The sequence below is a fragment of the Paenibacillus sp. P13VS genome, from assembly GCF_015143645.1.
Classification (GTDB): Bacteria; Bacillota; Bacilli; order Paenibacillales; family Paenibacillaceae; genus Paenibacillus; species Paenibacillus xylanilyticus_A.
Map to the genome: position 1 here is coordinate 84776 of NZ_WYEV01000005.1, position 19783 is coordinate 104558.

Below are 19783 nucleotides of genomic sequence, written 5' to 3' on the forward strand. Positions count from 1 at the left end.
TACACCAGCATACGCCTACACGTATCCGGTCCATACAGGAACTTTGATTACTCGGTTTCTACTTTAATCTGGCTGCGCAAATAACCGTCGATGAATGCATCGAGGTCGCCGTCCATAACTGCACCTGTATTTCCTGTCTCTACGCTCGTACGGTGATCCTTTACCATACTATAGGGATGGAATACATAAGAGCGAATCTGGCTTCCCCATGAAATATCCGACTGATCGCCTCGGATTTCATCCAGCTGTTTTTGCTGCTCTTCAATTTTACGCTCATACAACTTGGAACGAAGCATCGTCATCGCACGCTCACGGTTCTTGATCTGTGAACGTTCGTTCTGACACGTTACCACCACTCCGGTAGGATTGTGTGTAATACGTACAGCAGAGTCGGTGGTATTGATGTGCTGTCCACCCGCGCCACTCGCACGATACGTATCGATCTTCAAATCCTCTGTCCGGATGTCCACTTCTACCGTATCGTCGATCTCTGGAACAACGTCACAGGATACGAAGGATGTGTGCCTGCGGCCCGATGAGTCAAAAGGAGAGATCCGCACCAATCGATGGACACCCTTCTCTGCTTTCAGATAACCATAAGCATTATGTCCCTTGATGGATAACGTAACACTCTTAATTCCTGCTTCATCACCTGGCAGATAATCGAGCACCTCTACCTTGAAGCCGCGTTTCTCAGCCCAGCGAGTGTACATCCGGAGCAGCATTTGTCCCCAGTCCTGTGACTCGGTACCGCCGGCACCCGGGTGAAGTTCAAGAATGGCATTCATTTTATCGTATGGTTGATTCAGCAGAAGTTGAAGTTCAAACTCTTCCAACTTACCTACGATGGCCGTAACGCTGCTCGCAACCTCGGCAGCCAGGTCTTCGTCGCCTTCTTCATCAGCCAGTTCAACCATCATTAGGGCATCATCGTAATCCTGCTGGAGTTTGGCGTATTGATCAACCGATCCCTTCACCGCATTCATCTCAGCAATCACCGACTGTGCCTTCTCATTGTCATCCCAGAAATCGGGAGCTGACATCTTCTCTTCAAAGTTCTCAATCATTTCCTGTTTGAGATCTAAGTCAAAGAGACCCCCTAAGGTTTGTTAGTTTCTTGCCTATTTCACGCAGGTCCTGCTTCACGCTTGGATCAATCATGTGCAATTCCTCTTTTCATTAAGATAAGCTCCCCGCAAACCGGGCACTTCACCAGATCGGGTGTCAGGTGCTTCACCTCGGTGTCCAGATTACCATTATAGCGGCAATTCTCTTCACCTGGATCATGGCTGCATAGTTATAACTATGCACCAATCACCGGTTATGCATCCTTCATTTGATCATTTGAAATGCCCGGCTGCAAGGAGCCGTTCATGTATTCTATAGGGTGTAAACGAAAATAGTTTAACTATTCTTGGCCGTGGCAGTGTTTATACTTTTTGCCGCTGCCGCATGGACAAGGATCATTGCGGCCGATCTGGTCGGAGACTTTTACCGGGCGCTTCTCAGCAGGTTCTCCGCTAGTCGAGATTTGGCTCTCTTCCACTACCGCCTGACGCTCCTGATTGCTCTCGATTTGAGCTCTCATCACATAGGTTGCCACTTCTTCCTGAATCGAAGCAATCATCTGATGGAACATTTCGAAGCCTTCAAATTGGTACTCACGCAGTGGATCTGTACCGCCGTATGCACGAAGGTGGATACCTTGACGCAGTTGATCCATCGCATCAATGTGGTCCATCCACTTGCTGTCGACTGCACGAAGCACAACGACTTTCTCGAACTCACGAACCATTTCTTCACCGATACGCTCTTCGCGTGCATTGTACTTCTTCTGCACTTTATCAAACAGGTACTCGATGATCTCTTCGGCTTCCTTGCCCCACAGTTCGTCTTTGGTGATCGCACCATCATCCAGCAATTTGCTGTTCATATAGTCCGCCACTTCCTGCAGCTCCCAGTTCTCTGGAATATCGTCACTGCAGTGTGCTTCAACAATACGTTCAATGGAAGGCTTGATCATATCCATAACGATCTGTTTGATATTTTCGGATTCAAGCACCTCGCGGCGCTGTTTATAAATAATTTCACGCTGTTGGTTCATGACATCATCATATTGAAGAACGACTTTACGTACGTCAAAGTTATTTCCTTCAACACGCTTCTGCGCCGACTCAACTGCACGGGTAATCATCCGGCTCTCAATCGGTTGGTCCTCTTCGAAGCCAAGACGCTCCATCATGTTCAGTACATTGTCTGCACCGAAACGTCTCATCAGCTCATCACCAAGTGACAGATAGAACTGTGTTGAACCCGGGTCACCCTGACGTCCTGCACGTCCACGCAGCTGGTTATCAATTCGGCGTGATTCGTGACGCTCTGTACCGATGATATGAAGACCGCCTACCTCGGCTACGCCTTCACCCAAGATAATATCCGTACCCCGTCCAGCCATGTTGGTTGCGATCGTTACCGCACCTGCTTGACCAGCACCTGAGATAATTTCTGCTTCTTCCGCATGGTACTTGGCATTCAGTACCTGGTGTTTGACACCACGGCGTTTCAACATGTCGGAAAGGCGCTCGGAATTCTCGATCGACACCGTACCCACCAGAACCGGTTGGTTTTTGCTGTGGCGTTCCACGATCTCCTCAACTACAGCTTTAAACTTGCCATCAATGCTCTTATATACGACATCCGCCATATCATCCCGTTTGTTCGGACGGTTGGTTGGAATTTGCAATACTTCGAGACCGTAGATTTTCTTAAACTCTTCTTCCTCGGTTTTCGCTGTACCTGTCATTCCCGCAAGCTTGCGGTACATCCGGAAATAGTTCTGGAATGTAATCGTCGCCAGCGTCATGCTCTCGTTCTGTACCTCGATGCCTTCCTTCGCTTCAATCGCCTGGTGCAAACCATCGCTATAACGACGTCCAGCCATCAGACGGCCCGTAAACTCATCGACGATCATGACTTCTTCTTCGCTGACTACGTAGTCGACGTCACGACGCATAATTACGTTTGCTTTCAGCGCCTGCACGATGTGATGGTTAAGGGTAACATTGGCGTGATCATACAGGTTTTCAATACCAAATGCTTTCTCCGCCTTAGCCACACCGCCTTCAGTCAGGGCAACGGATTTCACTTTGATATCTACTGTAAAATCTTCTTCCGGTGTCAGACGTTTCACGAAACGGTCTGCAGCATAGTACATATCCGTCGACTTCTGTGCTTGTCCCGAAATGATCAAAGGCGTACGAGCCTCATCGACCAGGATGGAATCCACTTCGTCAATGATACAGAAGAACAATGGACGTTGTACCATTTGCTCTTTGTAGAGCACCATGTTGTCACGCAGATAGTCAAATCCGAATTCATTATTCGTTCCGTACGTAATATCGCAAGCATATGCATGCTGTTTCAGCGCATGGTCCATACCGCTTAGGTTAACCCCAACCGTCATGCCCAGGAATTCGTAAATTTGTCCCATTTCCTGGCTGTCACGCTGTGCCAAATAGTCATTGACCGTAACGACGTGTACCCCTTTGGACATCAACGCATTCAGGTAGACCGGGAGGGTTCCCACCAGGGTTTTACCTTCACCTGTTTTCATCTCGGAGATGCGACCCTCATGCAAAGCAATACCACCAAGCATCTGTACGTCATAATGACGTTTGCCCAGAACACGGCGGGATGCTTCACGTACCGTTGCAAATGCTTCTGGCAGAAGCTCGTCCGTTGTTTCCCCTTTTTCGATACGGGCACGGAATTCCTCGGTTTTGGCTTTCAGTTGCTCATCAGACAAAGCCTGAAATTGTGGTTCCAGTTTATTGATCACATCGACCGTCTTCATCAGACGTTTAACATCACGTTCGTTCATGTCGCCGAAGATCTTTTTGACAAGTCCTAGCATGGTATACCCCTTTCGTGCAAAACAGAATAGACCCCCTGCTGCCGCCATGCGACACCATCGGATGGATGTACATCCACTTGCCCGGGGGTGACAAACGATATAAAACATTAATATGGATGAATCAACTCCAGGCTTGCCCAGGGTTACTCATGAAGCTGATTCGATATTCACAGGATTCACTCCTCGTATATAAGGGCAAATCCAAACCTTACGAATCATGTTCATGGTGCTGTGCCTGTCATTGATTATGATTACGATCATTCGTTGACAATTCCTCATCAGGACAATGATTCTCTTGCATAAATTGTAACAGTTTGTAAGGGTCGCCGCAACACGCCGCGGCACACTTCTTTGAACTTCTGAAGCCCCTTCGCACACGTTTAAGTGCAAAAAATCATAGCCGTTAGCGGAAGCCTTCTCTTTCGCTGCTATATTTTCAGATCATATGGTTAGAATAAGAAAATGTTAGTGGTAAATTTGGAACCAACTCTCAGCTTATTATGGCTATCATGAATCTTCGTTATTTACGCAGTAGGCGCGTAAATGTTCATTTTCTTGGTGCACAGCTATGCTCTTTCCTACTCTCTATTAGACGCAGCAGTATGGGAAATAGTTTCATTAAACTTGTTTGCACAAATTTTCCCCAGCGGCATCCATGCAGAAAAGAGCCCCATCCCATAGGGGACAGAGGCTCTTGTTAGTTTAATCATTAATTCATACAGGATACTAAAGTGTCCGGTCGTTCATTTTTTCGTAAGTAGTCACTTTCCCTTAATGGTTCATTCAGTTTCATCGTTCAAGGAGATTAACCTTGTTCAATCAAACCATATTTGCCATCGTTCCGTTTATACACGACGCTGACTTCTTCATTCTCAATGTTGGAGAATACGAAGAAATTGTGGCCGACCATGTTCATTTGGAGGATTGCCTCTTCCACGTCCATCGGTTTCAACATAAACCGCTTGGTCCGTACCACTTCAAAATCATCGTCATCTGTATCCACGTCCAGTTCAGCAGTAGCTACTGTACCTGTTGGATCTTCCACGAAGAGTGTTTTCAAACTGCCTTCCTGGCGGAACTTCCGGTTAACTTTCGTTTTGTGTTTACGGATCTGACGTTCCAGCTTGTCTACCACGGCGTCAATGGAAGCATACATGTCGTCGCTCTCATCCTCGGCCCGGAGCACAATGCCTTTCAAAGGGATCGTCACCTCAACCGTATGCAAGCCTCTCGTCGTGCTCAATGTAACAGCACCGTCAGAGTTAAGGGGTGCATCGAAATACTTCTCGAGTCTACTCAACTTTTTGTCGACATAATCTTTCAAAGCATCGGTAACCTCGATTTGTTGACCTCGAATACTTAAATTCATAGGGCACTCCTCCTTTTCCTTTGCGACTTCATTATAACACGAATGTAAGCGCCATGTAAAAACTCCCGGTGACCGAATCATGACATCTGTTCAAGCCACATCAGCCCACCTACGCGTAACGCCATATTTCGCGATATTTCATCATAATTAGGCGAAATCCTGTATTTACAAGATTTTAATATTAGGCGCTTGATGATGTAATTAACCGTTTTCGTCATCCCTCAATCTCGTGTGTAATATCTTAAAATGAATCTATTAGAAAAACAAAAAAAGACCCCGGAAAACCGGAGTCTATTGCTAGCGATAATTCAATTGGTAACCATCTAACCATATATGTAGGTCGGATTGTCCGGATGATTATAATTTGATTACGTTAGCGGCTTGAGGTCCACGTGCGCCTTCGACGATGTCGAATTCTACGGATTGACCTTCTTCCAAAGTTTTGAAGCCTTCGGATTGAATTGCGGAGAAGTGTACGAATACGTCGCCGCCATCTTCAGTCTCAATGAAACCGTAACCTTTTTCTGCGTTGAACCATTTTACTTTACCTTGCATGCACTAACATTCCCTTCGTCATCAAATGAAGTGAAGCTCTGGCCAAGGCCTTAGCCCACAATTCAGACTATACCATCCAGACTTATCCATTGTCAATTGGTAAAGAAAATGTTTTATTGGTATTATTTTGTAGAAAAATGTCACTTTTAAAATAAATATAATTTAACAGAGAAAACATTGTTAGAATATCTAAGGAAGACAGGGTACAAATTCTTCACCTTTTTGTACTTATTCCTATAGAATTCAAGTGGATTTAACCTCTTCACAGAGCAGATGGAACTCCTCTAATGTGTTGATAGGAAACAACTTCGGGGCAAATTCTTCAAGTTCCTGTTTACTATATTTTAGAAGTATATTTATTACGCTCGAAGAAATAGGTCCAAATCGTTTTTCGATATATAATAGTAACATATCTCTGATTGCCTTTACCTCAGATTGATATCTTATAATCTCACTCTCAATATCAATAGAAGATAAACTATCCGTATAAAATCCACCAACATTCATAGCCACATATTTCTTGACATGCTCCATATCATTAATTGTATGTAGCACAACCTCAACTCCAAGAGATTTTAATTTCCTTCCAAAATCGGAAGTATATCTATCAGGAAACATGGTTACAGCTCCTATAGGTTTACCTTCAACAAATCGAATAATCTCATCATCTGAAGATTGTGTTGCATATAATGAGTATATGTAATTAGGGAATGGGAATATCCCCTCAATAATTGAATACATTTCCTCCGAATAAATTTGTGGCACAATGCGCATAAGGACTTCGCACCTATTTGGTTCTGCAGCCGTAACGATTCTCTTAAATTGTTTTTTTATCGTTTCCGGCTCCAGATACTTGGTATCAGTTATGAGGTATACATCAGGAGTGCTAACCATGAGTTCGTAGATGTCTGTGATTGTAAGCGGAGTGTACTCATTTAACACCTTTAGTTCTTTAAATTGCTCCGACGACAAGGGCTGTTTCTCTTTTATTCCATCAGGTCGTTGTTGCATCAAATGACCATATAAGTAAGCCTGCCAATCAAGTCTGGCAACCAATTCCTGATCCGAAGTCAACTCTAAATCTATTTCAAAATTACGATGTCCTCTAACTTTGTAATTCCACTCTATCGCTTCTTTACAATTTGTATAATTAACCCCTTGGAATTTACCACCAGCACGACTTACAACGCTAAAATGGTTATTACTATATCTCAAATTGGGAGGTATCGCTTTAAATAAACTACCTTGCATGTATATTGTTGAGAACGTGTCGCAATTAGTCGTGGATATTTCGGTCACTTCTTTCCAACTCACAATATTCATACCACGAAGATTCATACTTTTTTCAACATCGTTAATCATTATGCTGCTATAATTACCTGCATTTGATCCGCCACTTTTTATCAGTATATTTTCACCACCTACTTGCCCCTCCCAACTTAATTCTTCAGGAGAGCATTCTTCATGCAACACCTCATAGCTAGCTTCATCAGTTTTGCGAGCCAACCATATATAGCTACAACGGAGCTTACTTTTATCAATTAATGTAATCCCTAATTTCTTAACTTCTTCTAAGGTTATCTCTTTAATTTGCTGGCTACCGTCATCTTTAATTGAAATTATAACATACGACCCGATTTCAACTTCCTCCAGATATTGTGGTAAAGATTTGCCTTGTGCAAGCTCAACATTATAATCATAGCGATTAAATTGAGGTATATAGATGCTTGAATAAAAAAATATAGGATTCCTATTCGTTTCTAGGTTCAGCATAGAAAAATTTCCAATCCATATTTTGTTTTTCCTATAAAACTCACTAATATATGCTGCATATGTTAAGCTAATCTGATTTTTAGTATAAACTGATGCCGGAATGTAAATTGCTCCATCATCCAAGTTCGAGAAGTCTAGTTCAACATTCACAATTCCGCCTCCTCTGGATATCCACAATATATTGTATTATCTTCATAAACACTAACAAATGTATCCACCCTATGAACTCTTTTGACTTTAGAATCCATCAGGTCATATACTACAACATTCATCCCGCGTAAATCAGGAGAATATTCCTTCCCCTCCACTCTTATACTTGAAACATTCCCACTGTTGTATCCCGCACTCTTAATTTCCAAATGAATCGGCACTGTAAACCCCTTGATTTTGTGACCTGGCTTGAGCGTCTTAGATATTACATTGTCAGAAACTTCTTCATAAAGACTAATATAATCTCGCTCCCCCTTCTTCCAGATCACGTTAATGTAACTCGAACGCAGATATTCACGAGTCAACTTATGAACACCGTAATTTGCAAGTTTTTCTTGCCATTTATGATTTAAAGCTTGAGAACCGTCGTCCTTGACGGATAGAAATATTAATGTAAACGGAGCAACCTCGCTGAGTATGTCTGTAAAACTTCTCCCTTTTACCACTTTGATATTATATCCTTTCTTCCAGAGTAACGGCATTAGAACAGGATCATCAAAGTGTATTGCAGGTCGTTCTACTTGAAAATCAAGATTACTTTCCTTAACCACAGTTACACCTTTACTCCTACAACCCCCCTCAAATTCCTTGTATCCCTCTGCAGCTCGATACCATCGTGGGTTGAAAACAATTTTAGACTCTAACTTGAGATCACCCTCTAACAATTCATACCAATCCGAAAAAATAGCTGGGTTACTCTGTACGGAGTTGTCATACACTACTAAAGGCTGTTCTTCTTTTTCATCTAAACTTATTGGAGTATGTTTTTTTTTACTTTTCACTGAAAAAGAGACCAGTAAGGAAATCCACATGAGAGCAAAGGCTGCAGCAATTATATTCAAATTAAGTAAAAGCATGATCCTTAACCCCCATCTACTGCTTCACTTTTAGTAGCCCTATACATTCCATTATTCACTGTTGTATTTGAATATGTGTCAGCACGAACCGATTTTAATATTTTTGATGTCTTCATATCTACAACCACAATATTCAAGCCACGCATATTTAAACTATAGGGAACACCATTAACATTGATTTCAGAGCGATTTCCAACAAGTGCCCCCTTACTAATAGCACTAAGATTAAAAGGAATATAGAATCCATTAAAGAACTGATTTTTATTCAAATGAAGTTCCAATGCCGTAATTGACCCTTCTTCAAAAAATGAAGTAAACCCCTTATTCTTATAGATCAGATTAATGTAGCTAAAGCGGTAATTAAGACCTTTTTTCAATTTTGATATTCCAAATTTTTCGACCTTGCTGTGATATGCCTCATTAATTTGATTAGAAGCATCATCCTTGGCAGTAACTACAATACAAACATCATCAGGCAAATTATCTAGGAAACTCTCCAATGAGATCGATAAGGCATGATCAACAAAATATCCTTTATCTCGTATAAGATCAATGTACTGAGGGTCTTCAAAAAAAATATCTTTAATATTATTTTCAAAATTGATTGTTGAGAAAAACTTAACATTACGATTTGTTTGTTTAAAATAATATTTCTCAAGGTTGTGCAGAACTGAAGGATTATCCTTTGTTTGTCTTGTATAGATCATTTCCAGGTTTCTGGACACTGGTATTATGATAGCTTCATGATCTGCGATGGATAAGAGTTCTTCTAATTTAGAATTGAGATCTATTACATACCCATCGTCACCCTCCTTCTCAGATTGGTTACCTATAAGAAGATCCCCTGTGATCAGATACTCTGACTTAATAATTTGTTGTTTGCTAAAATCAAATTGCTTTTCTTTTTCTCCAGATACCGGTAATATCATTCTGTTTATTTTACGATCAAAAAAGGTGCTTTCACTATAATTTCCAGAGGAAGAAGCGTAGCAGAAAAAATCCTTGGATACAAATGATCCCAAAGGAAACTGTATTAACGGGATTGTTCTGTTCGGAGATGATGTAAATAAACTTTCTCCCATTGCATAAGAGATTTCTGGTAGTCCCATTAAATGAAGCAAGGTTTGACTTATATCCAATGTGCTACCAATTTTAGGCGAAGAAAGATTTATGACCTGATCCGGATCGGCTGTTGATAAAATAAAAGGTACTTTAGCCGCTCTTTGTTGATTAACAGTCTTCAAAATGTTCATTTGCTCAAATTCTAAGATGTCAAATAACTCTGGGAGATTCTCCAGTGTTACTCCCTCATGATCCCCGTAAAAAGCAAACACTGTGTTTTTGTGTAACCCTTCCTTAACTAACTGATTATAAAAGTGCTCTAGTGCCCGATCAGTATAGTTGGCACTCTGATAATATCGAGACATGAAATTAGTCTGATCCTTTTCTAACTTCAGCCCCCAGTATTTCTGTTCCAATTCAAAAGGAAAATGTGAGGTTAAACTTATCATAAATGAGAAAAATGGTTCTTTCATGTTTTTAATTTTATCGACAGATTGTTTAAAAAAAGAACTGTCAGACATCCAGGTAGAGGCCCTTTCTGAAGAATTGAAATCCTCTTCTGCATAGAAGGAATCAAATCCGTGAGTTTTCATCATAATTCTTCGATTATAAAAATCGCCTTTAAACCCGTGAAGTGCCGCGGTCTCATAATTATTTTCCTTAAAAATATGTGCTAGACCACGGTACTTCTTATCAAAGTGTTTAAAATTAATAATCTCATTCTTCAATGGATATAACGAATGCAAAGCCGCAAACTCCGCATCGACAGTATGTCCCATAGCAAATTGGCTGTATACTTCTGTAAATTGTATATTTTCACGAGCCATGCGATTAAGAAATGGCGTTACTTCTTGACCGTTAACCTTGTGATGAATAAGGAACTGCTGGAATGATTCTAATTGTATAAGAATCACATTTTTACCCTTCCACTTTCCGAAAAACTCATCTTTTTGTCTTTCTTCCTTTTGTTGCGATTCTTCGAAATTCGTATCATGATCCTTTTCTTCTTCAAACATTTTAAATAGGTTTTCGTGCTGTTCCTTCCTCTTCTGCTCATTCAAATATGCGAAATAATAAGAAAAGAACACACCAAATAAGTAAGGATTAACTCTTCCTTCTTTAATCTCCCTGTATTTAAGACATGTAAGGATGATAAGTGAAACTAACACAATATTTATCGCCACAATGCTATAAACTGAAATAATAACTTCTGCCTTAAAAAATATGATACCTGTCGCAGTGATGACATAAACAAATAAAAGAATCAAATCAACAGATTTCATTAATCCTTTGAGTGCCTGAACTAACATATCTCCGCCTGCGGCAGTAGTTTTGTTCTTTGAGAAAAACTCCTTTATCTGGACCCAAGGAATCAGATGTCCGAAAAAACGAACATGAATTAAATTAATATAATAAAGCAAACTAAAAAATGAAATCACAACAAGCAGTGAAACCTTACTCAGTTGGTAAACAGATTCAGATAACAATCCTATCAGTAGGCTCATAAGTAGTATATGAACCCATGATAGAGTTTTGTGGCCTAACGCTTTATTAATCGTTAAATTCCAAGAAAAATGCCAAACAAACACTAAAACAGAAATGATCAAAGAGGACATATACATTCCCTTTCTCTAAACAAACTTCTTCACAACGTCTGGCTCAAAATAAACTTCAGCATCTAGAGGTAGCCACTGTATTCTTGCAAAATTAAGATCCAACTCCGGTTTTTGTCCCGATCTTATAAAGACTTTCATCCCTTGCTTCAAGCACTGTATAACATATGGAAACCATTTACTTTGTCTTACATTTGGACCGATTACAATCTCAATTATCTCATTTTTTGAATTACCTGCTGAATTATGATCCCATTCCACTCCTTGTTCCTGAAGCAACTCTTTAACTACATCTTTCCAACGTTTTTTCCAAATATCTTTATTAAACGCTTTGGAGACTTCAATAGCATTCTCACCAATTTTTTTCATTAGTTCAGGGTTATCCAAACAAGTTCTTACAGCTTTCTCAAGTGAAGCTTGGTCTGGGTGAATCAGCAACCCGTTATGATGGTCAATAATGATATCTGTGAGCCCACCTACCCGGGTAGCAATTACTGCATTCCCCGTTGCACAAGCTTCTAAACAAGATAGACTGGTACCTTCACTGTATAGGGTGGGGATCAATACAATATCTGCTTTCTTATACACAGCGTGCATATCCTCAGGTTCACTATGATAACAATATATTCTTCCCGTCCATTGCTCCATCTTGTCATATATTGCTTGCAAGTCTTCCGGAAATCCTTTTCCTACGAAATGAAACTCTGCATTAGGATAATCATTTAATATGTTATCAACGATAGCAAGAGTGATATATAAACCTCGTGGTCTATAAAGCCTTCGCGGATATACAATTCTTATTTTCCCATCTTCTTTCCTCTGCACCGGAAAGAATTCAGTTCGATCCACGTAATTAGGTATTGTTTCTATTTTTAAGGAGGTGCCATATGAAACGGTTTGGAACCAATTAGCTGTATTAGTATCCACTGATACAACTTTTTGCAGATCATTTGCACTCTGAATATATCTCTCATTAACATTCCAGAACTGAGTACCATTTTCAAACTGGCTATGCGGAGAGTCCCACGCAACCCCGTGACTGATCCCTATACTAGGATGTGCTATATTAGGATAGGATTGAAAAAAAGCAGAATAAATATTCAACATGGAATGCCCTTTAGCCATATAATCAAATCTCCGACTAAAAGATAAGAGATTTTCCATGGTGAATTCATCCATATCTAGCATTTCATGGCCTAAGCTATACACATCTATATCCTTGTATTTACGGTACCATGAAAAGTTTCCATATTGATAAATGTTCAGTTTCAACCCCAAATCTTCACACACCTCATGAAGGTCTACTAGATAGCGTTCCGCTCCACCTGAATAATAGTTTTCTCCTTTGTAATCCAAAAATGTAGCTGCAAATACATTAACTTGTGTTTTGTCATAAACCCTATTAGCAAGAACGGGTAGAAATGCTGGTATTTTCTCTAAAACATCCAAAACAGTCGACGTTCTTTGGTTCCACTGATTTTCTCGGGCAATCTTGCGCAAGTGATGGATTGCGTTCGATTCCATTCTCCAAAACGAGGGTTCCAAAGATACAAACTCATCCGTATTCACTAAAGTGATACCAGGTCCCTCGTACTGCAATACTTCCGCAATAGGGGTAGTAATAATAGGTTTACCTATTGCACAGTATTCAAAAAACTTTACAGGGGAAACCGCATTTGTAAGATCATTTACCAAAAAAGGTATAATCATTGCATCAAAAAATGTAGTATATTGCTTCAGTTCTGAATATGGTTTTGGTCCCAATAGATGTACATTTTCCGGAAATTCGATCTCAGTCAGGCCGCAATAACCAATCAAAATAATTTTAATGTTTTTCTGATTCGCCAATTTTGATATGAGTTCAACGTCAAACCATTCTTCAATTGCACCATAATAACCAATGATCTTGCTTGTTCCATCTATTAAAGGTGATAGATCTTCAGGCATAACATTTTTTTGATTTATTATAACAAAATCTTCAAAATTCACAGCGTTAGGTAGATACACTGCATCTTTGCGTTTAGAGACATATTCTGATAAGGCTTGTGCTGAGTACGTAACAATATCGGCTTCATATAGATTTTGATAATGTGCCGCTAACATACCTTTATCATAGAACGAGAAAAAATCAACCCGATCTAAAACGTCATACCAAATTGTTTTATGAGGCAAATGCTCAATCCAGGCATTTTGCATCAACCAAGAATTCAATACTAACACATGATACGTTTGTAGCGCTTGAAGCAGATGACCCTGATTGGATATAACATACATCCCCTCTTGCTCCTTATGTATGTCAATACTCTGCGATGTATCGCAAAAGAAACAAAGGTATCCTCGCTTAGCCAAATCCAACATCATTTGCTGTGGTCTTTGTACTGGATTCCAATGTACAGCATTAGGGTACACTACAATCCCAGTATATTCATATTTCTGTATAATCTTAATTATTTGAATTGCTTCTTCAGAGATGGGAGACTCAACAACTGTTTTATAATATTTATACTGCGCATTATACTCTGTATAATATAACAAATCATATTTTGCTAGCTCATAATTTTGAGTAGTCACTCTTTCATTCAGCTGCTCGATAGCTGCTTTCTTTTCAATGACCGTTATTTCACGGTTTAAAAATTCCGAATTCAAGCTTTCCAGTTTCATCTGCTGATTTTCTTTAATAAGTTCCATCTGCTGTAAAGCTGCTTGCACACTGTTAATTTCCTGACGAATGATTGAGTATGGTTTAGCACTGTTTTTATTTATCATGATTGAAGGACTCCCCAAAAATCATTTTAGTCAACACTTCATAGGATCCTTCACAAGGTTTCCATACCATTGAATCATTTCTTGAGAGAGTGTATCTCTTCCACCTTCGATTAGAGTACGTAACCATATCCGCAACTTCGAGCAACTCAAAATGTTTCATTTTGGAAGTTGCTTGTTCCCCCCACAATAAGTCGCCATCATTACATATGTCATACCAAATATACTTTTTGTCAATCAAATCTAGCAATGCTGTTTGCTGTACAGAATTCACCAATATTAGAGGTACGATGTCTATTGATTTTAACCAACTTAATAGTTGAACTTCGCTTTTATATGCATAGTTATTTTTTGAAATGCGCTCAACATCATTTTCTATATCCCTTTCAAAATGAAAACATACATACTCTCTCTCAGCCAAATCCTCCATTAGTTCACTAGCTCTCTTTATTTGGAAATCCAATCCATCCAATGAGATAAGGACCTTCATAAGTTTTTCATTTTCTAATCCAATTAGGTTAAAACATTCAGGGTCAACCGATTCGTATGCTGCTTGATAATAACTCTTTCTATTTAAATAATCATTTTCGAATGGAACCTGGGATCTAGCATTATTTAAAGAAATTTCCATACTATCAATCTGAACTTGTAATATCTGCAATTCCTGCATATAACCATTAATTTCCAGATCGATGTTGGTTAAATTCTCAAGAATCGCTTCCGTTTGCTTTTCTAGTTTAAAAATATCGAATGTCTTTTTTTTATATACAGATTTCAAATTTTCTAATTGAATCTCCAAATGTTCCTGATTTAAACGTTCATCTCTGATAGCATCAATATTCATTTGATTAATCAACTAACTTACCCCCTGGTTAAACAAAACTCAGATATATCCACTTTTTCTTCAACTTCTCATGTAACTCGTTCCAACCACCATGACTGCCCAATTCAATTTTGGACGAAAGAGATCCTTCATGAATTCTGTAGTAATAGAGGGGTTCGGAATGATAAATAATTTTACCTTGCAGTGCAATTCTGATAGCAAAATCTCTATCTTCTATCCCAAATAGTGATTCGTCAAAAACCCCTGACTTACGTAGTATTCTCGTTCTCCAAAAAAATGAAGGCCCACTATTCTGTAATCCATTAAGTTTATAGTAGGGTTCCTTTTTAGTACCAATAATGATTCCGTCCTCATCCACATGATAATATGAAGAGTAAGCAGCCACTGCCGTCGGCTCGCTCTCCAGTCTTAAAACCATTTTTTCTACCCATCTCGAGTGAGTGAAATTGTCAGCTGATGTCCATGCCATAATGGATCCAACAGCTTTAGTGATCCCGTAATTTATTGCGCTAGGAATTCCTGAATTATTCTTTATTCTAAAGTATTTAATTCTACTATCATATTTATATCTATCAACATATTTCTTGACATCATCAGTTGATCCATCGTCAATGATAATCAACTCCAAATTAACGTAACTTTGCGAGAGTATACTCCTAATGCTTTCAGACAAGTAATGGGTATCATTGTAAACAGGTAGAATGATACTCACCAAGTTATCTTTTTCAATAGCGGAGATATCCAAAGCGGTAGTGATATCTTCCCTCTTAAACAATAAAGCCCATTCTTGGAGATTTAAATAATCAAACATTAGTCCTAAAACTGATTTACCATTAGGAGAATCTTGGAACACCCCTAATATGGTTCGTACAACCGTGTCAATACCATCATCTTTGAATTGCATTTGGATTACCTCGACTAAACGATATGCGCACTCCAAGTTTTTAAACGAAGAAACTTCCAGACTTTGACGAAAGGACTTAATGGCTTGATCCACGTCACCTATTTGCCAATACAGCTCTCCTGTCTGTGCCCACCAATGAGTCTCCAGAATCTTTAGGTGCTTTGTCTCAATAATAGGATTCGATTCAAGCACGTCTGTTAATAATTGTATTGAGTCCTTTTTCATTTCATCAACCGTTACATTTTGCGCAAGCTTACTGTGTAGATAAATAAAATCAAAAACATCTTTATCTGTTAAATCATTATCTATCATGTCATAAACAATATTTGCTGCTTCATCAATTTGCTCCAGACAAATATAAGCAAGTGCTTTGAAAAATTGAGAGGATATCCAAAAATCCTCTTCACTAGCAGTTGATTGTTTAATTACTTCTTCATACCTCTGACACCCAAAGTTTGTCAACATTCTATTGAATCCAGACTCCATTGAGACTCTCTCAATATAATGCTTCTGTCGCTCTTTGGGGACCATGAGGGGTTTTTCTAAAGCAATCATGTTTTCGTGATAGTTATCTCCATTATACAAGGAGTTTTTTTCTACTCTAAAATCGTTATATTCAGTATGGCTTACATCCCATATACGTTTTTCCTGCCACGAACAGCCTACTCGTTCAGAAAATCTATTTATAACGACCTCATTTTTATAATTATTAATATGATGGGTAAATGTTTCTAAGTTAAAGTCTGATGTTAATCGTTCGTTAGCTTCCCATTTCCATAAGTACTGAGTGTTATTCTTTTTCACAAAACTGGAAACTGTTTTTTGCCAGTCCGCTTCATAAAAAGTTTGAATTTTATTTTCTCTCCATAACAACTTAATCTGTTGATCGACTTGGAATTTCTTATCACACCATACCCCAATATGATAATTTACATCTCTTAGCTTCTCCTTAATGTGAAGGACTAACTCTTCCCAATCATATTCTAGTTCAGGGTAAGTAATCAAAATTGACAGATTCATATCCTTTACCTCTTTCATAGATATACTCCCATTTAAATTTCTATAAGACTCTTGTCTTCGTTTATATATTTGTTTTCTTTGTGATATAAAATAGTCAGGAAACATTTGTTTTTCCTGTTTTACTGAATCAAACCATGAGTCATACCATTCTAGAGCTTCTTCCCAAAGTGACTGACTAAAGCATAATTCTCCAGCAATACAATACGGGTCCGAGTAATGAGGGAGTTCAGCAATACAACGTTCTATCATTTCCCGAGCTTCATTTGTTTTGTTTAAGTGTACGTTGGACATGATACTATAAAAGTAGGATTGTGCTCTACTGTATGTTCCAGTAAGTGGGATCAACTCCAAGGCCTTTGAAGCGTTCAGGAGACTCTGATTGTAATCACCAGAATTATAAGCCTCATTGGCTATGTATCTGAAAGTTAATGGATTAGAGGGGTTCTTAGTTAATTCATTTTTTAAAAGTGCCATATTTCTTTGATGCTTTCGCTCTTGAAATTCGGGAGAGTATCCAGAATGTATTACCCAAGCATATGGACAGTTTTGAACTGTTTTCTGAAAACCATCTTCTGCAACACAAATTATATTCTCATGTACGCTCCCTGTATATCGAAAGAACATTGGTGAAAACAATCTTTCCGCATGAGTAAGAGCCATCACTTCCTGTGGCTCTCCGGTTCGTATATGTCTTACTTCAAGCAAAAGTACATCCGTTGAATTAAAGAACTTGTCCTGTAACCAACCTTTAAAACTAACGTCATTTGACCAGACAAATTCTTCATCTGAATCTAACCATAAAACCCAGTTGTCATTTCGGACTAATTGAAGACAAAAATTTCTTGCTTCCGAAAAATCATCACACCAAGAAAAAGAATGAACTTCTGCTCCTAGTTCCGAAGCAATTAAAACCGTAGAATCATCCGAACCTGTATCTGCAACAATTACTCTATCTACATGATTTATCAAACTACTTATAGCCAGACCTATTGTATCTTCGTTATTCTTTGTAAGTATACAAGCAGAAATAAACATATGTTCCCCCTATATTTCAGGATCACCCCAAAGTCGCTACATATTGTAGCAACTTTGGGGTGATTAAATTAAATAGACGGGTCACTATTGGAGATTTTTTCTCCTTTGTTGAGCAAATCGTTAGCGGATTGTTTGTAAGCTTCAAATTTTTCATTTTTGATGAAACTGTCCGTAACTACTGCTACCTCTTTACGAGTTACCTGTTTTTTTGGGTTGAACTTGCCACTGTCAAGAGGAAGCAATTTAGCATCAATTGCAGCTTGTACATAAGCTCTCGCCCAAGGGCTAACACTGTCTTTATCAGAGAATGTGAGATTATCCCCTTTTCCAACAATGCTTGTTTGAGTAACACGCACCAAGATTACAGCTAGCTCTTCTTTAGTGATTATATCATTAGGTCTGAACTTGCCAGATGAACCTGTGATTACACCCAGTTTCTCCAAAGCATGGATGTATTTCAACCCCCAACTGTCAGAGCTTACATCCTTAAAGCTAATGTCAGGGTTGTCAGACAATTTGAGGTTTAGAGATCTAGCTAAAATCGCCGCTACTTGAATGCGAGTCAATTTACCATCCAGATTCATGTCCCCATTTTGGTTTCCAGTTAAAATCCCCTTGTTCATGAGTTCTTTAACTATAGTCTGAGTTACATCAGGTGCTACTTTTTCATCAGCAGCATATACAGATGCTTGCCCCGCCAAAGAAGTCGCCAAAAGAGTTGATGAAAGAACATACTTCGTGATTTTATCCTTTTTTCTTTGCAACATGCCATCCTCCCAAGTTCTACTATGTATGTTTGTGGAAACATCAAGGTAATCGTAACATATCCTCCTATAATATTCCTGTAAAAACGCAATTAAAATCCCAATTAGTTACATTAAATTTAAGGTTTTTTTAAGGTTGTTTAATTTTTGACAAATTGTAATATGAAATACGACAACTTCTGGAACTAAATAAAAAAACCATCGCTTGATTTGTATAGAATGAAGGTCCCCACGCCATATTCACACTAGAAAGATCCAGCATGAGTTACACATTTTTAGTACAATCGGGCAGCAAACCATAACTCCCTAAAAACAAGGAAAAAGTTCGAGGATTATGGCAATAGAGCTGGTAGTCGTATTTTAACCATTGTCGTGAGTTGGAGCGAATGGTTTCATTGCAACCTTATCAGCCTTTAGATGCCCTGAACCCTTATCAGGAAAGCCGTTAAACTCCTATCTACTCCGGTGAATGGTCAGACCCTCCAGTTACTTCCTTGATAAAAAAACTCTAGGCAACTCTTTTTTCCAGAACAAATTATAGAACGTTTGCGTATCGATGGCCCGCCTGCGATCACGGCCTCCCACAGGAACAGCCTCCCAGCCATCACTGACCGCGGAAAGGTGCTTGCATTCAATGCGAGTCTGGAGTTTATCATAACCTGCAGCTTATTTTTGCCCCGTATTCTTCCCGAAATCAAGCTCCGACGAAAATGCGAATGGGTTACTACGAGAGTTCTATCTCAAGGATAGTGATTTGGGCTCAATTAGTGTATGATATCTTACCAAATCGAATAACTTCTCTCTGTGAACGTTTGGCCTTAGTACTGAATATGTATCGACTTCTCTTATCTATAATGTCAGTTGCCCACCATGCTGATTGTTGCCTCCATACCCTAGTTCCCCCTACTTTATAAGGATATCTGTCTTCATATCTATTGGAATGAAGTTTTGATCTATAGTAGGTAAGATGTACAAAAAAAACCGTCCCCTTTCAAATGGTTGAGTGGTACTCCATTTTACCAAGGAACGGTTTTTTAGTTTTACAAATTGGAATAAAGGACTGCCTCTAGTCATTTTTTATGAATTATAGTAAAACCCCTT

General features: G+C 39.1%; 11 protein-coding genes. All 11 read right to left on the reverse strand.

All coding sequences use genetic code 11. The features are described 5' to 3' along the window. Positions 1 to 47 precede the first annotated feature (47 nt). Positions 48 to 1161 (reverse strand): peptide chain release factor 2 gene (prfB, locus tag GUA98_RS14195; RefSeq protein WP_193723488.1). Its coding sequence is split into 2 segments (ribosomal slippage): positions 48 to 1088 and positions 1090 to 1161, totalling 1113 coding nucleotides; the frame shifts between segments, so codons are not numbered across the junction. Between the two features lie 247 nt (positions 1162 to 1408). Further along, on the reverse strand, positions 1409 to 3913 hold the full coding sequence (secA, locus tag GUA98_RS14200) for a preprotein translocase subunit SecA (RefSeq protein WP_193723489.1): 2505 nt from the start codon (positions 3911 to 3913) through the stop codon (positions 1409 to 1411). 805 nt (positions 3914 to 4718) lie between these two features. Further along, on the reverse strand, positions 4719 to 5282 hold the full coding sequence (gene hpf / locus GUA98_RS14205) for a ribosome hibernation-promoting factor, HPF/YfiA family (RefSeq protein WP_095291396.1): 564 nt from the start codon (positions 5280 to 5282) through the stop codon (positions 4719 to 4721). 357 nt (positions 5283 to 5639) lie between these two features. Beyond that, the gene (locus GUA98_RS14210; RefSeq protein WP_024631599.1) at positions 5640 to 5837 is read right to left on the reverse strand and encodes a cold shock domain-containing protein; all 198 of its coding nucleotides are present in this window, start codon (positions 5835 to 5837) and stop codon (positions 5640 to 5642) included. A gap of 243 nt (positions 5838 to 6080) precedes the next feature. Further along, positions 6081 to 7760, reverse strand: coding sequence for an interleukin-like EMT inducer domain-containing protein (locus tag GUA98_RS14215; protein WP_175394700.1), 1680 nt, complete (start codon positions 7758 to 7760; stop codon positions 6081 to 6083). Continuing rightward, positions 7757 to 8677 (reverse strand): hypothetical protein, encoded by a 921-nt coding sequence (locus tag GUA98_RS14220; RefSeq protein WP_193723490.1) that lies wholly within the window; start codon positions 8675 to 8677, stop codon positions 7757 to 7759. Before GUA98_RS14220 ends, GUA98_RS14215 begins: the two co-directional genes overlap by 4 nt. A 5-nt stretch (positions 8678 to 8682) precedes the next feature. Continuing rightward, on the reverse strand, positions 8683 to 11355 hold the full coding sequence (locus GUA98_RS14225) for an LTA synthase family protein (protein WP_175394698.1): 2673 nt from the start codon (positions 11353 to 11355) through the stop codon (positions 8683 to 8685). Positions 11356 to 11370: 15 nt separating this feature from the next. Further along, on the reverse strand, positions 11371 to 14118 hold the full coding sequence (locus tag GUA98_RS14230; protein ID WP_193723491.1) for a glycosyltransferase: 2748 nt from the start codon (positions 14116 to 14118) through the stop codon (positions 11371 to 11373). Further along, the gene (locus GUA98_RS14235) at positions 14108 to 14971 is read right to left on the reverse strand and encodes a hypothetical protein (protein ID WP_193723492.1); all 864 of its coding nucleotides are present in this window, start codon (positions 14969 to 14971) and stop codon (positions 14108 to 14110) included. The genes GUA98_RS14230 and GUA98_RS14235 overlap by 11 nt, the downstream gene beginning before the upstream one ends. Positions 14972 to 14987: 16 nt before the next feature. After that, on the reverse strand, positions 14988 to 17918 hold the full coding sequence (locus tag GUA98_RS14240) for a glycosyltransferase (RefSeq protein ID WP_193723493.1): 2931 nt from the start codon (positions 17916 to 17918) through the stop codon (positions 14988 to 14990). Between the two features lie 68 nt (positions 17919 to 17986). Next, entirely contained in the window at positions 17987 to 18685 is a 699-nt protein-coding gene (locus GUA98_RS14245) for an S-layer homology domain-containing protein (protein WP_193723494.1), read from the reverse strand. Positions 18686 to 19783: the final 1098 nt, after the last annotated feature.